This is a genomic window from Streptomyces sp. NBC_00190, assembly GCF_036203305.1.
Taxonomy (GTDB): Bacteria; Actinomycetota; Actinomycetes; order Streptomycetales; family Streptomycetaceae; genus Streptomyces.
In genome coordinates, this window is the sequence record NZ_CP108131.1 from 7,748,314 (window position 1) to 7,763,294 (window position 14,981).

16 protein-coding genes are annotated in these 14,981 nt (G+C 72.0%); 7 read left to right on the plus strand and 9 right to left on the minus strand.

Annotated features, from left to right (window positions below):
• Positions 1-149 precede the first annotated feature (149 nt).
• Both OG429_RS35905 and OG429_RS35910 read left to right on the plus strand, forming a co-directional pair.
• Positions 150-1,274 carry an alpha/beta hydrolase gene (locus OG429_RS35905; RefSeq protein ID WP_328929431.1) on the plus strand — a complete coding sequence of 375 codons (1,125 nt, stop codon included), beginning with the start codon at positions 150-152 and terminating at the stop codon, positions 1,272-1,274.
• An 80-nt stretch (positions 1,275-1,354) separates the two neighbouring features.
• Complete coding sequence (locus OG429_RS35910) at positions 1,355-2,440, plus strand: RICIN domain-containing protein (RefSeq protein WP_328929432.1); 1,086 nt, start codon at positions 1,355-1,357, stop codon at positions 2,438-2,440.
• 100 nt (positions 2,441-2,540) lie between these two features.
• Here the strand turns inward: OG429_RS35910 and OG429_RS35915 are convergent, their stop codons facing one another.
• Positions 2,541-3,848 (minus strand): phosphoribosyltransferase family protein, encoded by a 1,308-nt coding sequence (locus OG429_RS35915; protein ID WP_328929433.1) that lies wholly within the window; start codon positions 3,846-3,848, stop codon positions 2,541-2,543.
• Positions 3,849-4,198: 350 nt separating this feature from the next.
• Complete coding sequence (locus OG429_RS35920; protein ID WP_328929434.1) at positions 4,199-4,414, minus strand: hypothetical protein; 216 nt, start codon at positions 4,412-4,414, stop codon at positions 4,199-4,201.
• A gap of 157 nt (positions 4,415-4,571) precedes the next feature.
• Here OG429_RS35920 and OG429_RS35925 point away from each other — a divergent pair, with 157 nt between their 5' ends.
• Together OG429_RS35925 and OG429_RS35930 are read left to right on the plus strand one after the other, a co-directional pair.
• The gene (locus tag OG429_RS35925; protein WP_328929435.1) at positions 4,572-5,957 is read left to right on the plus strand and encodes an MFS transporter; all 1,386 of its coding nucleotides are present in this window, start codon (positions 4,572-4,574) and stop codon (positions 5,955-5,957) included.
• A gap of 63 nt (positions 5,958-6,020) precedes the next feature.
• A complete protein-coding gene (locus tag OG429_RS35930; RefSeq protein WP_328929436.1) occupies positions 6,021-6,950 on the plus strand; it encodes a hypothetical protein in 930 nt (309 codons plus the stop codon).
• Positions 6,951-6,954: 4 nt separating this feature from the next.
• Here OG429_RS35930 and OG429_RS35935 read toward each other — a convergent pair whose 3' ends face one another.
• The 4 genes from OG429_RS35935 to OG429_RS35950 form a co-directional block, all read right to left on the minus strand.
• Positions 6,955-7,146, minus strand: a complete 192-nt coding sequence (locus OG429_RS35935) for a hypothetical protein (RefSeq protein ID WP_328929437.1) — start codon at positions 7,144-7,146, stop codon at positions 6,955-6,957.
• A gap of 241 nt (positions 7,147-7,387) precedes the next feature.
• Complete coding sequence (locus tag OG429_RS35940) at positions 7,388-8,722, minus strand: radical SAM protein (protein ID WP_405676877.1); 1,335 nt, start codon at positions 8,720-8,722, stop codon at positions 7,388-7,390.
• A gap of 202 nt (positions 8,723-8,924) precedes the next feature.
• Entirely contained in the window at positions 8,925-9,446 is a 522-nt protein-coding gene (locus tag OG429_RS35945) for a MarR family winged helix-turn-helix transcriptional regulator (RefSeq protein WP_328929439.1), read from the minus strand.
• Positions 9,447-9,495: 49 nt separating this feature from the next.
• On the minus strand, positions 9,496-10,449 hold the full coding sequence (locus OG429_RS35950; protein ID WP_328929440.1) for a GlxA family transcriptional regulator: 954 nt from the start codon (positions 10,447-10,449) through the stop codon (positions 9,496-9,498).
• 116 nt (positions 10,450-10,565) lie between these two features.
• On the opposite strand from OG429_RS35950, the gene OG429_RS35955 reads away from it, so the two are divergent.
• Complete coding sequence (locus tag OG429_RS35955; RefSeq protein ID WP_328929441.1) at positions 10,566-11,192, plus strand: nucleoside/nucleotide kinase family protein; 627 nt, start codon at positions 10,566-10,568, stop codon at positions 11,190-11,192.
• Between the two features lie 34 nt (positions 11,193-11,226).
• Here the strand turns inward: OG429_RS35955 and OG429_RS35960 are convergent, their stop codons facing one another.
• The gene (locus OG429_RS35960) at positions 11,227-12,063 is read right to left on the minus strand and encodes an alpha/beta fold hydrolase (protein ID WP_328929442.1); all 837 of its coding nucleotides are present in this window, start codon (positions 12,061-12,063) and stop codon (positions 11,227-11,229) included.
• Positions 12,064-12,194: 131 nt separating this feature from the next.
• Between OG429_RS35960 and OG429_RS35965 the strand changes: the two genes are divergently transcribed.
• Positions 12,195-12,803: a sigma-70 family RNA polymerase sigma factor gene (locus OG429_RS35965; RefSeq protein ID WP_328929443.1), complete on the plus strand. Its 609-nt coding sequence runs from the start codon at positions 12,195-12,197 to the stop codon at positions 12,801-12,803.
• A 150-nt stretch (positions 12,804-12,953) separates the two neighbouring features.
• A complete protein-coding gene (locus tag OG429_RS35970; RefSeq protein WP_328929444.1) occupies positions 12,954-13,490 on the plus strand; it encodes an LppU/SCO3897 family protein in 537 nt (178 codons plus the stop codon).
• 79 nt (positions 13,491-13,569) lie between these two features.
• Here OG429_RS35970 and OG429_RS35975 read toward each other — a convergent pair whose 3' ends face one another.
• On the minus strand, positions 13,570-14,310 hold the full coding sequence (locus OG429_RS35975; RefSeq protein WP_328929445.1) for a nucleotidyltransferase domain-containing protein: 741 nt from the start codon (positions 14,308-14,310) through the stop codon (positions 13,570-13,572).
• Positions 14,300-14,695, minus strand: a complete 396-nt coding sequence (locus OG429_RS35980) for a hypothetical protein (RefSeq protein WP_328929446.1) — start codon at positions 14,693-14,695, stop codon at positions 14,300-14,302. The genes OG429_RS35975 and OG429_RS35980 overlap by 11 nt, the downstream gene beginning before the upstream one ends.
• Between the last annotated feature and the right edge of the window lie 286 nt (positions 14,696-14,981).

Consider the following 14,981-nt stretch of genomic DNA (forward strand, 5'->3'; position numbering starts at 1 on the left):
CCCGGGGTCACGGCCCGGGGGTCACGGCCCCGGGGTCCCCGCCGTAGGCGTCGCGGGCCTCTGACCGACCTGGTTCCGGCCATGAGAAGCGGAAAAATTTTCTAGAACTAGACTCCAAATCGGCACGGCGTCTGGTCCACACTCGGCCCATGGCCCACAACTCGCCCGGAACATCCCCGACGAGACCGCTCTTATCCGCCCGGCTGCTGCGCGCGGCGGCGGCGGTCTTCGCCCTGGTGACCGCCGTGCTCCTGCCGGGCACGCCGCCCGTCCACGCCGACCCTCAAGGCCCGCCCGCGATGACGGACGGGTCCGGCCTGACCCAGGTCTCCGCCGCGACCGGTACCGCGACCAACTTCGTGGTCACCGTCTCCACACCCGAGGTCGCGGGCGAGCACCGCATCCGGATCCTGCTGCCCGCCGACTACGCGGCCGACCCCGCCAGGCGCTACCCGGTCCTCTACTTCCTGCACGGTGCGTCGGACGACCCCGGCAACCCCGCACTGGCCTACCCCGCGCTCACGGCCGCCCAGTCGATGATCACGGTCATTCCGGACGGGGGCCGCCGCGGCTGGTACGCCAACTGGCTCGACCAGAAGACCGCCGCGGGGGCGCAGAACTGGGAGAACTTCCACATCAACCAGGTGATCCCCTTCATCGACGCCAACCTGCGCACCGTCACCGGCAAGCAGGGACGGGCCGTCGCGGGCCTCTCCATGGGCGGATTCGGGGCCCTGCACTACGCCCAGCGCCACCCCGGCCTGTTCAGCCAGGTCGCCACCCTCTCCGGCGCCAACGACCTGTCCAGGAACCACGCTGTCATCCGCGCGGCCGTCGTCGCCACTCTGACCAACGTCGGTGCCCCGCTGTGCGGTTCCAGCTCCGCATCCGCCTGCAACCTCGAATTCGGGCCCGCGGTCTCCAGCGACGCCGTCTTCGGCACCCCGTATCCGGTGTTCGACGCCGACTGGCGCTGGAACGCGGCGGATCCCATCGCGCACATGGCAGCCCTGGAAGGCATGGGCATCGCCGTCTACACCGGCACCGGCAACAGCAACCCCGCCGACTTCGAGTTCTGGGCCGAGTCGGCGGCGCGGCACACCAAGGTGCGCCTGGACGCCCTCGGATTCCCGTACCACTACGTGAACTACGGCAACGGCTCCGGTTGGGGCGACAGCTGCCAAGGCGGCCACACCAGCGGCTGCTGGAGCCAGGACCTCGTGGACTACGTACCGCGCCTGGAGGCGGCGTTCGCCGCCGGCGCGGCCGCATGACGGTCCGCCACGACCCGGCCGGCCCAGTCACTCCGGTCAGCCAGGTCACCCCTTCCCGTCCGACAAGAAAGGTCCCACCCATGACCTCGACCCCGGCCCCCGTGCGGGAACGCTCGACGGCGTTCCTGCGCATGCTCGCCGCGGCCCTGGCGACGTGCTGCGTCGCCCTGGGCATCATGGCCTCCCCCTTGGCGTCGGCCACGGCCCACGCGGACGAGACCTGCGGCTCCCCGCTCCAGTGCGTGAGCCTCAAGTCCGTCAGCAACGGCCGCCAGCTCGACGTACAGAACGGTTCGCGCGACGACGGGGCCTACATCGTCACCAACTCCGCTCCCGGCTACCACCAGTCCTGGAACCTGAACGTCGACCCGGCGGACTACAGCTTCACCATCGTCAACGGCACCACGGGCAAGTGCATCGACCTCAGCTGGCCCGCACTGCGGCAGCAGACCTGCCGCGGCCAGAAGAGCCAGAAGTGGTACTTCCAGCCCGTGGCCGGCTCCACCACCGCATTCATGATCCGCAACGAGAGCGACAACTCCTGCCTCGACCTCGTGGGCAACGCCCAGTACGACGACGCGTGGACCGGGAAGTCCAACTGCCACGCCGGTATCAACCAGCGCTGGAGCACGAACTCGGCCGCCGCGCTCAACCTGGCCGTGGACCACGGCGCCCGGGCCTGCCAGAAGGACCCTTCGAGCTGCTCCTGGGCGGTGAAGAGCGAGGCCCCGGCCGCGCCCCTGCCGAAGGTCTGCGCCTCCGCCGTCTGGTACAACAACTCCGGCTCGCCGGTCGCCCAGTCCTTCTCGGTGACCAAGACCACCGGCTGGCAGAGCGGCATCACGACCCAGCTGTCGGCGGACCTCAGCGCGGGCGCGGCCCCGGCACTGATGACGCGGGTCAGCTCCAGCCTGTCGTTCACCAACGTCTGGCAGGGCTCCACGAGCGTCGGTGACGCGATCCAGGTGTCCGTCCCGCCCGCGCAGTACGGGTGGGTGACCCTGTCCGTGCTGGCGAAGAAGGTGACCGGTTCCTGGACCTTCGACGCGCGAGGATTCCCCTGGAAGGCCGACGACACCATCACCGTCCCGGTCAAGGACGACCCGGCCGGCGGTGCGACGCTCTACATCGCCAACACCAGCCCGACCTTCACGTCCTGCTCCTGATCCGGTCCGCGCCGCCGTTCGGGGGACGGTGGCGCGGACCTGCCCGCCCCTGTCGCCCGCCGGGCGACAGGGGCGGGCGCACCACGGCCCGCGCCGGGGCCTACCCGGCCCGTCGCATCAGGTGCGTCGTGAACCAGTCGCGGGCGAGGCCCGCCACCGCGTCCAGCGTTCCCGGCTCCTCGAAGAGGTGTGTGGCGCCGGGGACGATCTCCAGGCGGTTCTCGCAGCGCAGCTGAGCCTGGGCCTGCCGGTTGAGGTCGAGCACCGTCGTGTCGCGGCCGCCCACGATGAGGAGGGTCGGCGCCCGTACGCCGGCGAGCCGTGGCCCGGCGAGGTCCGGACGGCCGCCGCGGGAGACCACGGCGCCCACGTCCGGGCTGGTGCCCGCGCCCGCGTCGGCGCCGGCGCGGGCGGACGCGGCCCACAGCGCGGCGGCGGCCCCGGTGCTCGCCCCGAAGTAGCCGATGGGAAGGGCGTGTTCACGGCGCCGTAGCCAGGCCGTGGTCTCCGTCAGCCGCCGGGCCAAGGTCTCGATGTCGAAGACGTTCGCCCGGTCGGCCTCCTCCTGCGGCGTGAGCAGGTCGAAGAGCAGGGTGCCCAGGCCCGCCTGCCGCAGGGCCTCCGCCACCGACCGGTTGCGCGGGCTGTGGCGGCTGCTCCCGGAGCCGTGGGCGAAGACGACGACCGCCCCGGCGTCCGGCGGCAGGACGAGGTCACCGGCCAGAGCGACGCCGTCGGCGTCCACCACCACCTCCGCCTCGCGGGGCGCGGAGCGGTCCGCCGCGCGGGCCAGCAGGGAGACGACCTCCTCGTCGGGGGTCTGGGAGAAGTCCTGGTACCACTCGCCGACCGCGGAGAACCCACGGGGCGTGGACAGGCACACGACCTCGTCCGCCACGGTGCGCAGCCAGGCGACCGCGTCCGGTGGCGCCACCGGCACGGCCAGCACCACGCGCGCCGCGCCCATCTCCCGTACCACCTGGCAGGCTGCTGCGGCCGTGGCGCCGGTCGCGATCCCGTCGTCGACGACGATCACCGTCCGGCCGTCGACCGGCACCCGGGTCCGGCCTGCGCGGAACCGCCCGGCCTGCCGTGCGAGCTCCGCCTCCTCGGCGTGCTCGACCGCGGCCAGGTCCTCCCTGCGGACCCGGGCCATGGCCACGATGTCCTCGCTGATGACCCGCACGCCTCCCTCGCCGATGGCGCCGAACCCCAGCTCGCGGTGGTACGGCACCCCGAGCTTGCGGACCACGGTCACATCGAGCGGGGCTCCGAGGGCCTGCGCCACCTGGAAGGCCACCGGGACCCCGCCGCGCGGCAGGCCCAGGACGACGGGGCCCTCCTGCGCCAGGTGCCGGAGCACTGAGGCCAGACGCCGGCCGGCGTCCGCGCGATCGGCGAAGAACACGGTGGTGCACCCCCAGACCGAGGGGAGACGGAAACCACGTACGCACCTACTTCGAACCAACACCGGATACGGGCTCTTTGCAAATCGGCGACAGCCCCGCACGGCCCCCCGGGAGAGGCGTCGGCCACGGCCTCGCTGGCGCCGCTGGTTCCGGCAGGTCCTGGCCCGGCAGGAGGTGGCTCCGCTCTTCTCCTCGCAGGCCGATCCCGACGGGGATTTAGACGGGGCGCGGTCCGGTGACAGCGGCGGCGGCCCGGCCGGGTGACCGCGGCCCGGCCGGGTGACCGCGGCCCGGCCGGGTGATCGCGGTCCGGCCGGGCGGCTGCGTGCGTGGGCGACGGGAGCTCCGGTCAGAGCTCCTCGTCGTTCATGTCGTCCTTGTCGCGCATCCGGTCTTCCTCGCGCCGACGGCTCATCTCGTCGGGGCCCTTGCCACCGGGGCCCTGCTCGCCGGAGGACGGTCGGCTCGGCTCGGGGTGGACCGGGTCCTGGCCGGGGCGCATCATGCGCTTCTGCTCCTCGCGGCCCTTGCCCGGCTCCTGGCGCTTGGCCTTGCTATCGCCCATGAAGTGACTCCTTGGATGCGTGTGGAAGGGGTTCGTGCTCCACCACGCTGACACGGAAGGCAGCCGCACGCTCCTTTTGCTCACCCGGTGCCGAAACGGCGGACGCGGGGGACCATGAATACGTGCCGCACCGAACGGACGGGCCATCGTGACCTCCGTGACCAAGGCAAGCCCGGGCCTCTTCACCACGCGGGAGCGCGCTGTGATCGCCGCGGCAGCCCTTGCCATGCTGCTCGTGGAGATGGACTGGTTCGCCCTCAACCTGATGCTTCCGGTGATCGCCGACGAGTTCGGCACACCGGCGACCGACCTGCAGTGGCTGGTGAGCGGCTACATGCTGGCGCTGGGCGCGCTGATGATCGTCGGCGGCCGGGCCGCGGACCTGCTGGGCAGGCGCCGGGTGCTCGTGTGGGGGCTGGTGGGCTTCGCCGTGCTGTCCGTGGTGTGCAGCGCCGCCCAGAACGTGGGATGGCTGACCGCCGGCCGGGTCGTACAGGGCGCCGCAGCGGCGTTCGTCTTCCCGGTGGCCGTCGCCGTCGTCACCGCGTACTTCCGGGACGACCGCCAGGGCAGGGCGGTGGCCACGGTGCTCGCGTTCAGTGCCGTCGGGATCGCGCTGGGACCCTTCGTGGGCGGTGCGTTCGCCGAGCACGTGAGCTGGCGCGCCGTCTTCCTGCTGAACGTGCCCGTCTGCGTCCTGGCAGCCGCGCTGATGCTGCGCTTCGTGACGGAGACGCGTGACGAGCAGGCGGTGCGCGGGCTCGACATCCCCGGCGTCGTCACGCTCGCGGGAGGTATCACCGGCATCATGCTCGCGGTGGACCAGGGCGCGCACTGGGGGTGGGCCTCCCCGCCCACCCTGCTCTGTCTGACCGGTGGCGCCGCGCTGCTGGCAGACTTCGCCGTGATCGAGCGCCGCACGGACGAGCCCCTGCTGGACCTCGGGTTGCTGCGTAACGGCCCGTTCGTCCTCGTCACGGCCGCCGGTTCCGTGTCCAACGTCGTGTACTGCCTGGTCGCCGTCTTGTCCGCGCTGTACCTGCAGCAGGCCCGGGGGCTCTCGCCCCTGGAGTCGGGGCTGGTGTTCCTCGCGCTGTCCGGTGGTGCCGGAGCCGCCAGCTACTGGTCGGGGGCGCTGGCCCGGCGGTGGCGGCCCGAATCGCTCATGGCGGCCGGGATGCTGCTGAGCGGAGTCAGCCTGTTCGCCCTCACCTGGGCCACACCCCTGGCCCTGTATACGGCGGTCTTCGCCCTCGTCGGCATCGGGGTGGGCCTGGGATGGGCGCTGACCCAGGTGGCGACCCAGTCCTACGTCCCCGCCTCCCGCCTCGCGGCGGCCTCCGGCTTCGTCCTCACCTCGTTGGTGCTGGTCGGCGCCGTGGCGGTCGCCGTGGCGGCCACCGCACTCGAAGCGGTCAGCGACTCCGCCGCCGACGCGGCCGCCGACGGGTCCGCTGTCGAGGCGGTCCTGCGGGTGACAGCCGCCCTGGCCCTCGCGGGCGGAGCCGCCCTCGCCGCCCTCGTCCGGCCGAGGACCGGGTGAATCCCGTTGGAGGCACCGGACTTGTGCAGCATGCTGGTCCGGGGTCCGGAGGCGAACCGGGCCGTGGACCGTGCTGGACGGGGGCTGGACGTGCCGGAATTACCGGTGACCGAGGTGGCGGCCGCGACCGAGAGGCTCGTGGCCCTCGACGTGACCGCCGGGGCCCGGTGGGCGGCGGGAGCGGCGCTGGACGCCGTGCGCACCGTCGGCCGGGGCCCCGCGCGCAGTGACGCGGAGCGGGCCGCGCTCGCCGAGCTGTTCCAGGTCGCCGCCTGGATCACCTTCGACGCCGAGCAGCACGACGTCTCGTACCGCCTCCACGTCCGGGCACTGCGACTGGCCCGTGGCGGCCGGGACGGAACGGCCCCGGCCCCCGTGGAACCGCTGATCCTGGCCGTACTCGGCATGCAGGAGGAACACCTCGGCCGTCCCGCGCGTTCGCTGCGGATCGCCTCGTCGGTCCTGGCCCGCGAGGACCTTCCGGGTCGCGTGGAGGCGATCTTCCAGGTCCGCGCCGGCCGCGCCCTGGCCCGCATGGGGCGTGGGCCGGAGGCCCTGTGGTCCCTGCGCACCGCCGCCCAGCTGCTGGCGGACGGTCCCACGGACCGGGACCCCGCCTGGGCCTGGTGGTTCGACCAGCGTGAACTCGACGGCCACCACGGACTGGCGCTGGCCGCACTGGGGGAACCGGACACGGCGGCCGCGCTCCTCCACGGCGCGGCACACGCCGACGACGACGGCCCCGCCTACCGTGTGCTGTTCGCCGCCGAACTGGCCAGGGTCCTGGCCCGGGCCGGCGACTGGCGCGAGGCCGACACGGCCATGTCGACGCTGATCGGCGCCGTACCGGCCGTCGGCTCGATGCGCGCGCTGCGCGCGATGGGGCATGCGGCCCGGCTCGTGGTGCACGGCCACCGCGTACCGCGCCGGGCGCGCGACACCGCCCGCCACCTCACGTCGCTGCTGCCGGAGCTGCGCCGGGGTCCGGCCTGAGGGATCAGGTGCGCAGGCGGCTGCGGGGGCCGTCCTGGTCGCCGGCGGTCTCGTCGTTGAACCAGTAGTCGCCGGCGGCCAGGTGCCGGAAGGAATGGGTCCGCTCGCTCGGCAGCTCGACGGCCACCGCGTGCGTGCCGTCCTTGCGGGGTCGGAGCGTAGGGGTTCCGGGCTGCCGGTCGTTGAAGCCGCCCACCATCATGCAGTGTGACGACGGCGCTCGGGGTTCGCGAAGCCGACCAGGTTCAGGGGGAGTTGGCGCCAGAGGCCGCCGGCACGCCGTGGGCGCGGCCGGCCCCGCCCAGCGGGGGCTTGGGCGGGGCCGTGGACCTCTCCACGGGGGAGCGGAGGAGATCACCGCCGTCACAGCATGGCACTGGTTTCAGCCAGACAACAAGGGTTCTGGCCGAAACAAGTTGGTCATTCCCGGGGGCAGGTCAGGACACCGTGCCCTCGAGCCCCTCCAGGCTGTCCATGAACGAGCTGACCGAGAACACCGCACGGCCGGGACCGGCCGGGCCGTAGCCGGGCGGGGAGCTGAGGCCGTACTCCTCGAGGGTCGCCCGGTAGGTCTCCAGCAGCCGGATGTGGTATTCGAGCGGTGCGCCTTGGGGATTGGCCTTGCCCAGTGGCGTCGTCGGCTCCGGGCACCAGGTCGTGAAGCGCGGAACGACCCCGTTCGACATGAAGAACCGCAGGCCCTCGGCGGTCGACTCGATCGCCTCGCTCACCTTCGTGAAGCCGAAGGGCTCGGCCATCTCGATGCCCGCCACGAAGTTGGGGATCACGTTGCGCGGACCGAACACCTCGGTGGAGTCCAGGATCCTGCGGTGCCATTCGTCGCGGCCGACGTAGCGTTCCTTGCCCGGGCAGTGCAACTGGAACAGCCGGCGGTCCCACACCTCGAAGTTGGGGTGGTAGATCCGGATGCCGTAGTCGTGGAAACGCTGCACGTCCTCGCGCGGCAGCGCCTGGGCGACGACCTTGCCGATCCAGCGGCCCGGGAACCGCTCCTCGATGGCCTTCGCGTAATGACCGTAGAAGTCGGCTTCGTCGCGGCCGGCGACCTGGGAGGTGATCGATCCGCCCGTGAGGGTGTAGGCGCGGGAGGTACCGGCGGTGTCGTAACGGTCGATGATCTCCAGGGCCTCCAGCACCTCCTCCACCGGCTTCACCCCGGTGTAGGGCCGTCCGGCCGCCTTGTGCTGGCGCCAGTTGTGGTTGATGTCGCAGAACTGGCACTCCTCCTTCGCCCCGAAGTACTGGCACACCCGGAAGACCGTCAGGTAGACGAGGTAGCCCCACTGGATGGTCGGCGCCACCTCCATCACCGACTTGCCGTTCGACAGCGTGTGCCGGTAGTACTCCGGCATCGGCGGCAGCCCGACGTCCGCGATCCGTACGCCGTCCAGGTACAGGCCGAGCGTGCCGTCCTCGCCGCCCCGCACGACGTACGGGGAGTCCGGATTCACCCGTACGGACACCACGGTGCGGCGCAGCTCGTACGGGCCTCCCGTGAGCACGATCTCCTCGGGCGGCCGGTTCAGCGCGGCCGCACCGAGCTCCGGCAGCGTGCGGTGGTCGAAGGAGAAGATGAAGTACGACTTCGGCTTGACGTCGCCGGACGCCCCGTCGGCGGTGCCGCTGAGCGCGGACTCGTCGAAGGCCATGCCGCCGCGCAGGAGGTCCTCTTTGATCACGGCTTCCCGCGGGACGTGCGGGAAGCGCCCCATCAGGTCCTCGACCAGCGCGGTACGGCTGATGCTGTCCACGTGTTGCTCCATTCCTGACCGACCCGCTGAGGCCGTGTGGTCATGCGGTCGTGTGGTCGTGTGGGTGTGTGGTCGTGAGGCCGGGCGATGCGGGTGCGGGCCCCTCACTGCTTACGGGCGTGGAGCACGCGCATACCCCGCGCGCCCGTGGCATCGTGGGCGACCGGTGTCCCCGGCGGTGCACTGGTCGGCGATCAGGTCCTCATAGTGGTCGGTCACTGTTGCCAGGAGAACTCCCGTGGTCGGGCAGCGGAGGGGTCTCTCCGTTACGGACCCAGTTGGCGAGGTCGGCGAGATGGACGTTGGCCCGGGCCGCGTCGAGTTCGGCGCCCAGGGCGGCCCGGTAGGTGGACGTCGCCGCCGCGTAGCGTTCCCGCCCGGCGTCGGTGACGGCGGCGGTCACCGCGCGGCCGTCGCCGGTGCCGGGGGTGCGTTCGGCCAGTCCCTGGGCCTCCAGTCGGGCGATCAGGCGGGTGGTCGAGCTGTCCTTCATCCCGATGCGCTCGGCCAGTTCGCCCATTCTCAGTGCACCGCCGCTCTCCGGTCGGCTCAACGCGCACATGGCCCGGTACTCGGAGAGCGGGAGGGCGTGGCGCCGTTGCAGTACGTCGTCGAGCTGACGTTCCATCCGGCCCAGCAGCCGCACCGCCGTGCACCAGCGGTCGTCCTCTGCGTCATCGGCAGGGGGAGAGGTGAACTCCCCGGATTCCAGGGGCAATTCCATCGCCCCAAGGTATCTGCTTGCTCATGCAGGAATCAATGGGAACGGCCTGCTACGGGGTGCGCGTGAAGGAGCGGCGGTAGGAGCGGGGCGGGACCCCGCGGCGGCGCACGAACTGCTCGCGCAGGACGGCGGCGCTCGTGTAGCCGACCGTGCGGGCGATCTCCTCGACGGGCAGATCGGTGGTCTCCAACAGCTCTTCGGCACGGCTCAGCCGCAGATTGACCAGCCACGCGTGGGGGGTCGTGCCCGTCGCGGCCGCGAAACGGCGTGCGAAGGAACGCTTGCTCATCACGGCCCGCCGGGCCAGCTCGGCGACGGGAAGCTGCTCGTGGAGGTGCTCGCGGGCCCAGTCGAGGACCTCGGTGAGGCGTTCGTCCTGCGAGTCCTCGGGGACGGGCGCGGCGAGGTACTGCGCCTGTCCGCCCTCACGGTGCGAGGGCAGCACGAGGTCGCGCGCGATGGCGTTGGCCGTGGCGGCGCCGTGCTCCCGCCTGAGCAGATGCAGGCAGAGGTCGAAGCCCGCGGCCGCCCCCGCGCCCGTGATGACGCGGCCCTCGTCGACGTAGAGGGCGTGGGGGTCGACGGAGACCTCCGGATGGCGGCGGGCCAGGAGTTCGGCGAACCGCCAGTGCGTGGTGGCCCGCCGCCCGTCGAGCAGCCCGGCGGCGGCGAGCGCGTAGGTTCCGACGCAGTGCGCCGCGACCAGGGCGCCGCGGTCGTGGGCGGCGGACAGTGCCTCTAGTACGGCGGGTGCGGGCGGCGTCCGGAAGTCGGCCCAGGGCAGGGCGATCACCAGATCCGCGGAGGCGATGCGGTCCAGGCCGTACTCGACGGCGACCGCGACCCCGACGTCGGTGGACACCGGCCCGGGCCGGTCACTGCACAGGGCGAAGTCGAAGCGGGGCAGCCCCGCACGCTCGCCGAACACCTCGGCGACGACACCGACCGCCAGCATGCCGACACCGGGCGGGGCGTAGGCGGCGATGGTCACGAAAGGCGGCATGCGGGGAGTGTGGCACGTTTCCCGCGATCGGCGGCAACCTGACGGCCGGGTGCCACCACGGAATCAAGGTCCGGGCGGGGGCCACGCCCGGACGCGCTGTCGGGCAGGATGCGGACGTGGAGACGACGGAACTCGTAGCGCGGGCCCGCGCGCTGGCCGGCCGGGCCGACCGGGGCGGCCGACGGATTCTCGGGATCGCCGGGCAGCCCGGGGCCGGGAAGTCGACGCTGGCCGAGCGGCTGGCCGCGGCGCTGGGGCCGGCGCTGGCCGTCGTGGTGCCGATGGACGGGTTCCACTTCGCCCAGGCCGAACTGGAACGGCTGGGCCGGGCCGACCGGAAGGGCGCCCCGGACACCTTCGACGCGGCCGGGTACACCGCCCTGCTGCACCGGCTGCGCGAACCGGACGGCGGTACGGTCTATGCGCCCGCCTTCGACCGCGGGCTCGAAGAGCCGATCGCCGGAAGCATCGCCGTCGGCCCCGCCGTACCCCTGGTGATCACCGAGGGGAACTACCTGCTGCACGACGCGGGGGAGTGGGCGCGGGTGCGGCCCCTGCTCGACGAGGCGTGGTACCTCGCCCCCGACGACACCCTGCGGATCCGGCGGCTGGTCGACCGGCACGTGCGCCACGGCAAGGACCGGGTCGGCGCGCGCGCCTGGGTGGCCCGCTCGGACGAGGCCAACGCCCGCCTCATCGCCCCGGGCCGCGACCGGGCGGATCTCGTCCTCGACGTCGGCTGACGCGCGTCCCGCGCCGGCGTGGCCTGACCGGGTTTCAGCCGCCCAGGCCCAGGAACGCCGAGGTGACCGCCACGAACCGGCCGGCGTCGTCGAGCCAGGGGTAGTGACCCGCTCCCGGCTGCACGACGAGCGTGGAGTCGGGGAACAGCGAGCCGAACTCGGTGACCGTCGGAGGGGGACTGTTCAGGTCGAACTCCCCGGCGAGCAGCAGGACCGGGACCTCGCAGGCGGCGAGCGCCGCACGCGTGCCCTCCGGGTCGAAGGCCCCCTCGGCCGCGAACAGGGCGACGGCCTCCATGTTGTCCGGCCGACCGGCCGCGTGGTGCCGTTCGGCCGGAGCGTCCCAGCGGCCGTAGAAGAAGGGGGCGATGGCCTCCCAGTCGCTGCCCGTACCGTCGGTGATCGCCTCCAGGGCGGCGAAAGCCGAGGGGAACCACGGCTCGCCTCGCCGGAGCCGCGCGAGCGCGCGTCGCGTCTCTGCGGTGACCGGGATGCCGACGGCCCGGGCGCCGGGGGTGATCAGGGCGAGTCTGCGGACGTATCCCGGACGGCGGGCCGTGTACTGCGTCGCGATGTTCGCGCCGGCGGAGTGGGCGAGCAGGTCCATCACGGGGAGTCCGAGGTGTTCCCGCAGGGCCTCGAGGTCCTCCGCGAGGCGGTCGCAGCGGTAGGAGGAGGCGTCTTCGGGAACCGCCGACCGGCCGGTGCCGCGAAGGTCCGGGACGATCAGCCGGCGATGTCCGGACAGACCGCCGAGGTCGCCGAGATAGCGGGAGTCCGCGGGACCTCCGGGGACGCAGACGACCGGATCGCCGTCTCCGAGTACGCGATAGGCGAGCAGGGTTCCGTCGTGCGCGGTGAAGGTGGGCATGGCGTGGATGGTGCCAGTCGCGGCGTCGGTGGGGCAAGGGATATTGAAAATGAACGACCAGGTCAGGCTACCTATAACCAGGTTGTACAACCTGGTAGTGGTGGTGGCGTGTGCGGGTGTACAACCGAGGTGTGGCAGGAGAAGAGAGCGCGCCCCGGAACCCGGAGGCGCTGACCGAGGAACAGGCCGGGCGGATGCTCGCCGCAATGAACGACATCATCCGCGCGGGCGAGGAGATGCGGGCGCTGCGGTCCGAGATGATCAAGCTGTTCGCCGGCTTCGGCTGGACCCAGGACAAGATCGCCCGGCTCGCCGGGATGAGTCAGCCCGCCGTGTCCAAGCAGGTGGCGAAGTGCAGGACGGGCGACCCGGAGCCCCCGATGGAGTTGTCCCTCGACCAACGCGACACCCCATGGCTCGAAGGGCGTCTGTGGGGCCTTGCCGAGGAGATCTCCGAGTCCTTCCCCGGCACCGCGCACTGCATCTCGTACCTGAACGCCATCGCCCGGGGGCGCAGGCGCTTCACGCCCCAGAACGTCGACGACCTGCGGCGGCTCGTCGAAGAGGACCTGCGGCTGCACCGTGCGGAGCTCCCCCGCGGCTACCGGGAGGCGTACGACGAGATCAGCCGTGGCCTGGACGTCCCCTCGAAGGCGGCCGCCACCGCATCGGCGTCCGTGCGCCGCGCCCTCGGCTGCCAGGTCCAGCGCGACCGGCTCGGCAGCGGCTCCCGGGCCTGACGCGCGCGGCGAAGGCCGTGGCGGTGCTGAGCGGCGGGGCTCCGTCGGGGCGCAGGCTCTCCGCGCCGCCGCCGGTGCGGGTGGCGGCGGCCCGTTGATATAGCGTGATCCCCTCAATAGGACATGTACACGCCCACGGGGGACTCCTAGATGACTTATCCGCCGCAGCAAGGCCCTGGTCCGTACGGCCAGCCCGGCCCGTACGGACAGCAGCCGCCGCAGGGGTACCCGCCCCAGCCGGGGCCGCCGCCCGGATACCAGCAGCAGCAGATGTACCCGCCCCAGCAGCAGATGCCGATGCAGCCTCAGCAGTGGGGCGGGCCCGCGCCCGTACCGCCGCCCTCGCGGAGCGGGGGCCTGGGTTTCATGAAGATCCTCAAGATCATCGGTGTCGTGCTCGCTCTCATCGCCTGCGCGGTGGGTTACTTCCTGAGCCGGGACGACGCCGACAAGGCGAAGGTCGGGGACTGCCTCAAGAACAACGGGTCCACGGTCACTCCTGACCTTCAGGTAGTGAAGTGCGGGGGCGCCGACGCCACGTACAAGGTGGTCGCGGTGATCCCCGACACGCTGGACACCTCCAAGTGCGAGGGGAAGTCGGACATCGGCTACCACGAGCAGACCCGAGGCTCCCGCCGGAGCTCGGGCAAGCAGTTCGTGCTCTGCATCAACGAGGTCAAGAAGTAGCCGCAGCCGCCCCGCTCGTCCGCGTCGCGGACGAGCGGGGCGGCTGCCCGGGTCTCCCGGGCCGCGGAGTCCGTCGGCGTCAGGCCGACGCGGCCACCGATTCGATGACGCCGCGCCAGGTCCGGCGGTAGCCCTCGCGCAACGGTCCGCCGACGAGGTCGAGGACCTCCGACGCAGCACCGGTCATGAGTGACGGGTCGCCCGACTCGCACAGGGACAGGTGCCCTTCGAGCAGGGCGGCCCCGCGTCGCGCGTCCGCCTCCAGAAGGCGCCGCGGCAGCCACTTCCCGCCGCCGGTCCACGCACGGTGGTGGTCGAAGAGAAGATCGGCCGCAGAGCCCAGGACGAACCCGGCCACCGCGAGACGCTCCAAGCGGTCGTCCGCGTCGGCGAGGTCGTCCAGCGCGTCCGTCAGCCCGTACCTCTTGGTCTCGACCGTCTGCTGGTCCAGCGCCGGCGGACCCTGGTGGAGGTCCGCTTCGGCCAGCGCCCGGGCCCGCCCGGCCTCACCGTCCGTGTCGAGCAGGACGATGCCGGTGGCGTACATGCTCTGCATGACCGCACGGCGTGCGGCGACGTCCGCGGCGAAGAGCTCCGCGAGACCGGCGCGGGTGTGGAAGAACAGCTCGGCGACACGTCCCTCGAACCGGACGGTCTCCCGGCCGGTTTCGCCACCGTCCCCGATGAGCACGGCGATGTCCAGGTCGCTGCCGGGTGTCGCCCGTCCGGCAGCCGTCGATCCGGCGAGGATCACGGACAGCGCGTCGGGGAAACGGCCATGGGCGAGACGTCGCGCTTGGCCGACGGGATCAGCGTGCATGCGGGTCAGCCTTTCCGAGGAGGGTGATCTCCGCCTTCACGGCCGCGAGTTCGTCGTGGCGGCCCATGAGGCTCAGCTGCTCAGCGTAGTGGATCAACGCGGTGAGGAGCAGCGGCGCCCGCTCGGGCTCCAGCGCGTGCATGCGCCGCGCGGCGGCGACGGACTCGGCCCGCAGGGCCAGCGCCGTGCCGGGCTGATGGGCGAACTCCTGGCGGCTGTATTCGTACAGAGCTTCCGTCAGGAGGGGAAGATACGCCAACGGGCTCACCTGGACGAGAACGCGAAAGGCTGCGACCTGCTGCCGGACCGGCAGCGTCTCCGATCCGAGGAGGGCCACCCGGGCCCGCAGTACCGCGTCGTGATTGATGTGCGCCGTGTGATTCATGAGGGTGATTCTGAAAGCCGCACCGGTGCCCAAACAAGGGCATTCGGCTGTGCCCTTCGTCCTACGAAAACGCCGTCTGACCTGTCATGATGGATACGTCTTCACCCCTGCGCCCGCCCCGGACGGTCTGTCAGCCGCCGCGATGGCGTTGGCGCGTAGCTCGGAGCCCGGCTTCCCGTGACGTCCCGCGGCTTTCCGTCCCTTCTTGAGCGTTCACGAATGTGAGCCATGCACCGACCCTTGACAGAGAATTTGTTCACTTCTTAAATCATGTAATGAACTAAGT

What these genes read in the sequence shown, in the direction of transcription:
- OG429_RS35905 (WP_328929431.1), top strand. Translation starts at nt 150, where the DNA reads ATGGCCCACAACTCGCCCGGAACATCCCCGACGAGACCGCTCTTATCC.
- OG429_RS35910 (WP_328929432.1), top strand. Translation starts at nt 1,355, where the DNA reads ATGACCTCGACCCCGGCCCCCGTGCGGGAACGCTCGACGGCGTTCCTG.
- OG429_RS35920 (WP_328929434.1), bottom strand. Translation starts at nt 4,414, where the DNA reads ATGGGCGATAGCAAGGCCAAGCGCCAGGAGCCGGGCAAGGGCCGCGAG.
- OG429_RS35945 (WP_328929439.1), bottom strand. Translation starts at nt 9,446, where the DNA reads ATGGAATTGCCCCTGGAATCCGGGGAGTTCACCTCTCCCCCTGCCGAT.
- OG429_RS35950 (WP_328929440.1), bottom strand. Translation starts at nt 10,449, where the DNA reads ATGCCGCCTTTCGTGACCATCGCCGCCTACGCCCCGCCCGGTGTCGGC.
- OG429_RS35960 (WP_328929442.1), bottom strand. Translation starts at nt 12,063, where the DNA reads ATGCCCACCTTCACCGCGCACGACGGAACCCTGCTCGCCTATCGCGTA.
- OG429_RS35970 (WP_328929444.1), top strand. Translation starts at nt 12,954, where the DNA reads ATGACTTATCCGCCGCAGCAAGGCCCTGGTCCGTACGGCCAGCCCGGC.
- OG429_RS35975 (WP_328929445.1), bottom strand. Translation starts at nt 14,310, where the DNA reads ATGCACGCTGATCCCGTCGGCCAAGCGCGACGTCTCGCCCATGGCCGT.
- OG429_RS35980 (WP_328929446.1), bottom strand. Translation starts at nt 14,695, where the DNA reads ATGAATCACACGGCGCACATCAATCACGACGCGGTACTGCGGGCCCGG.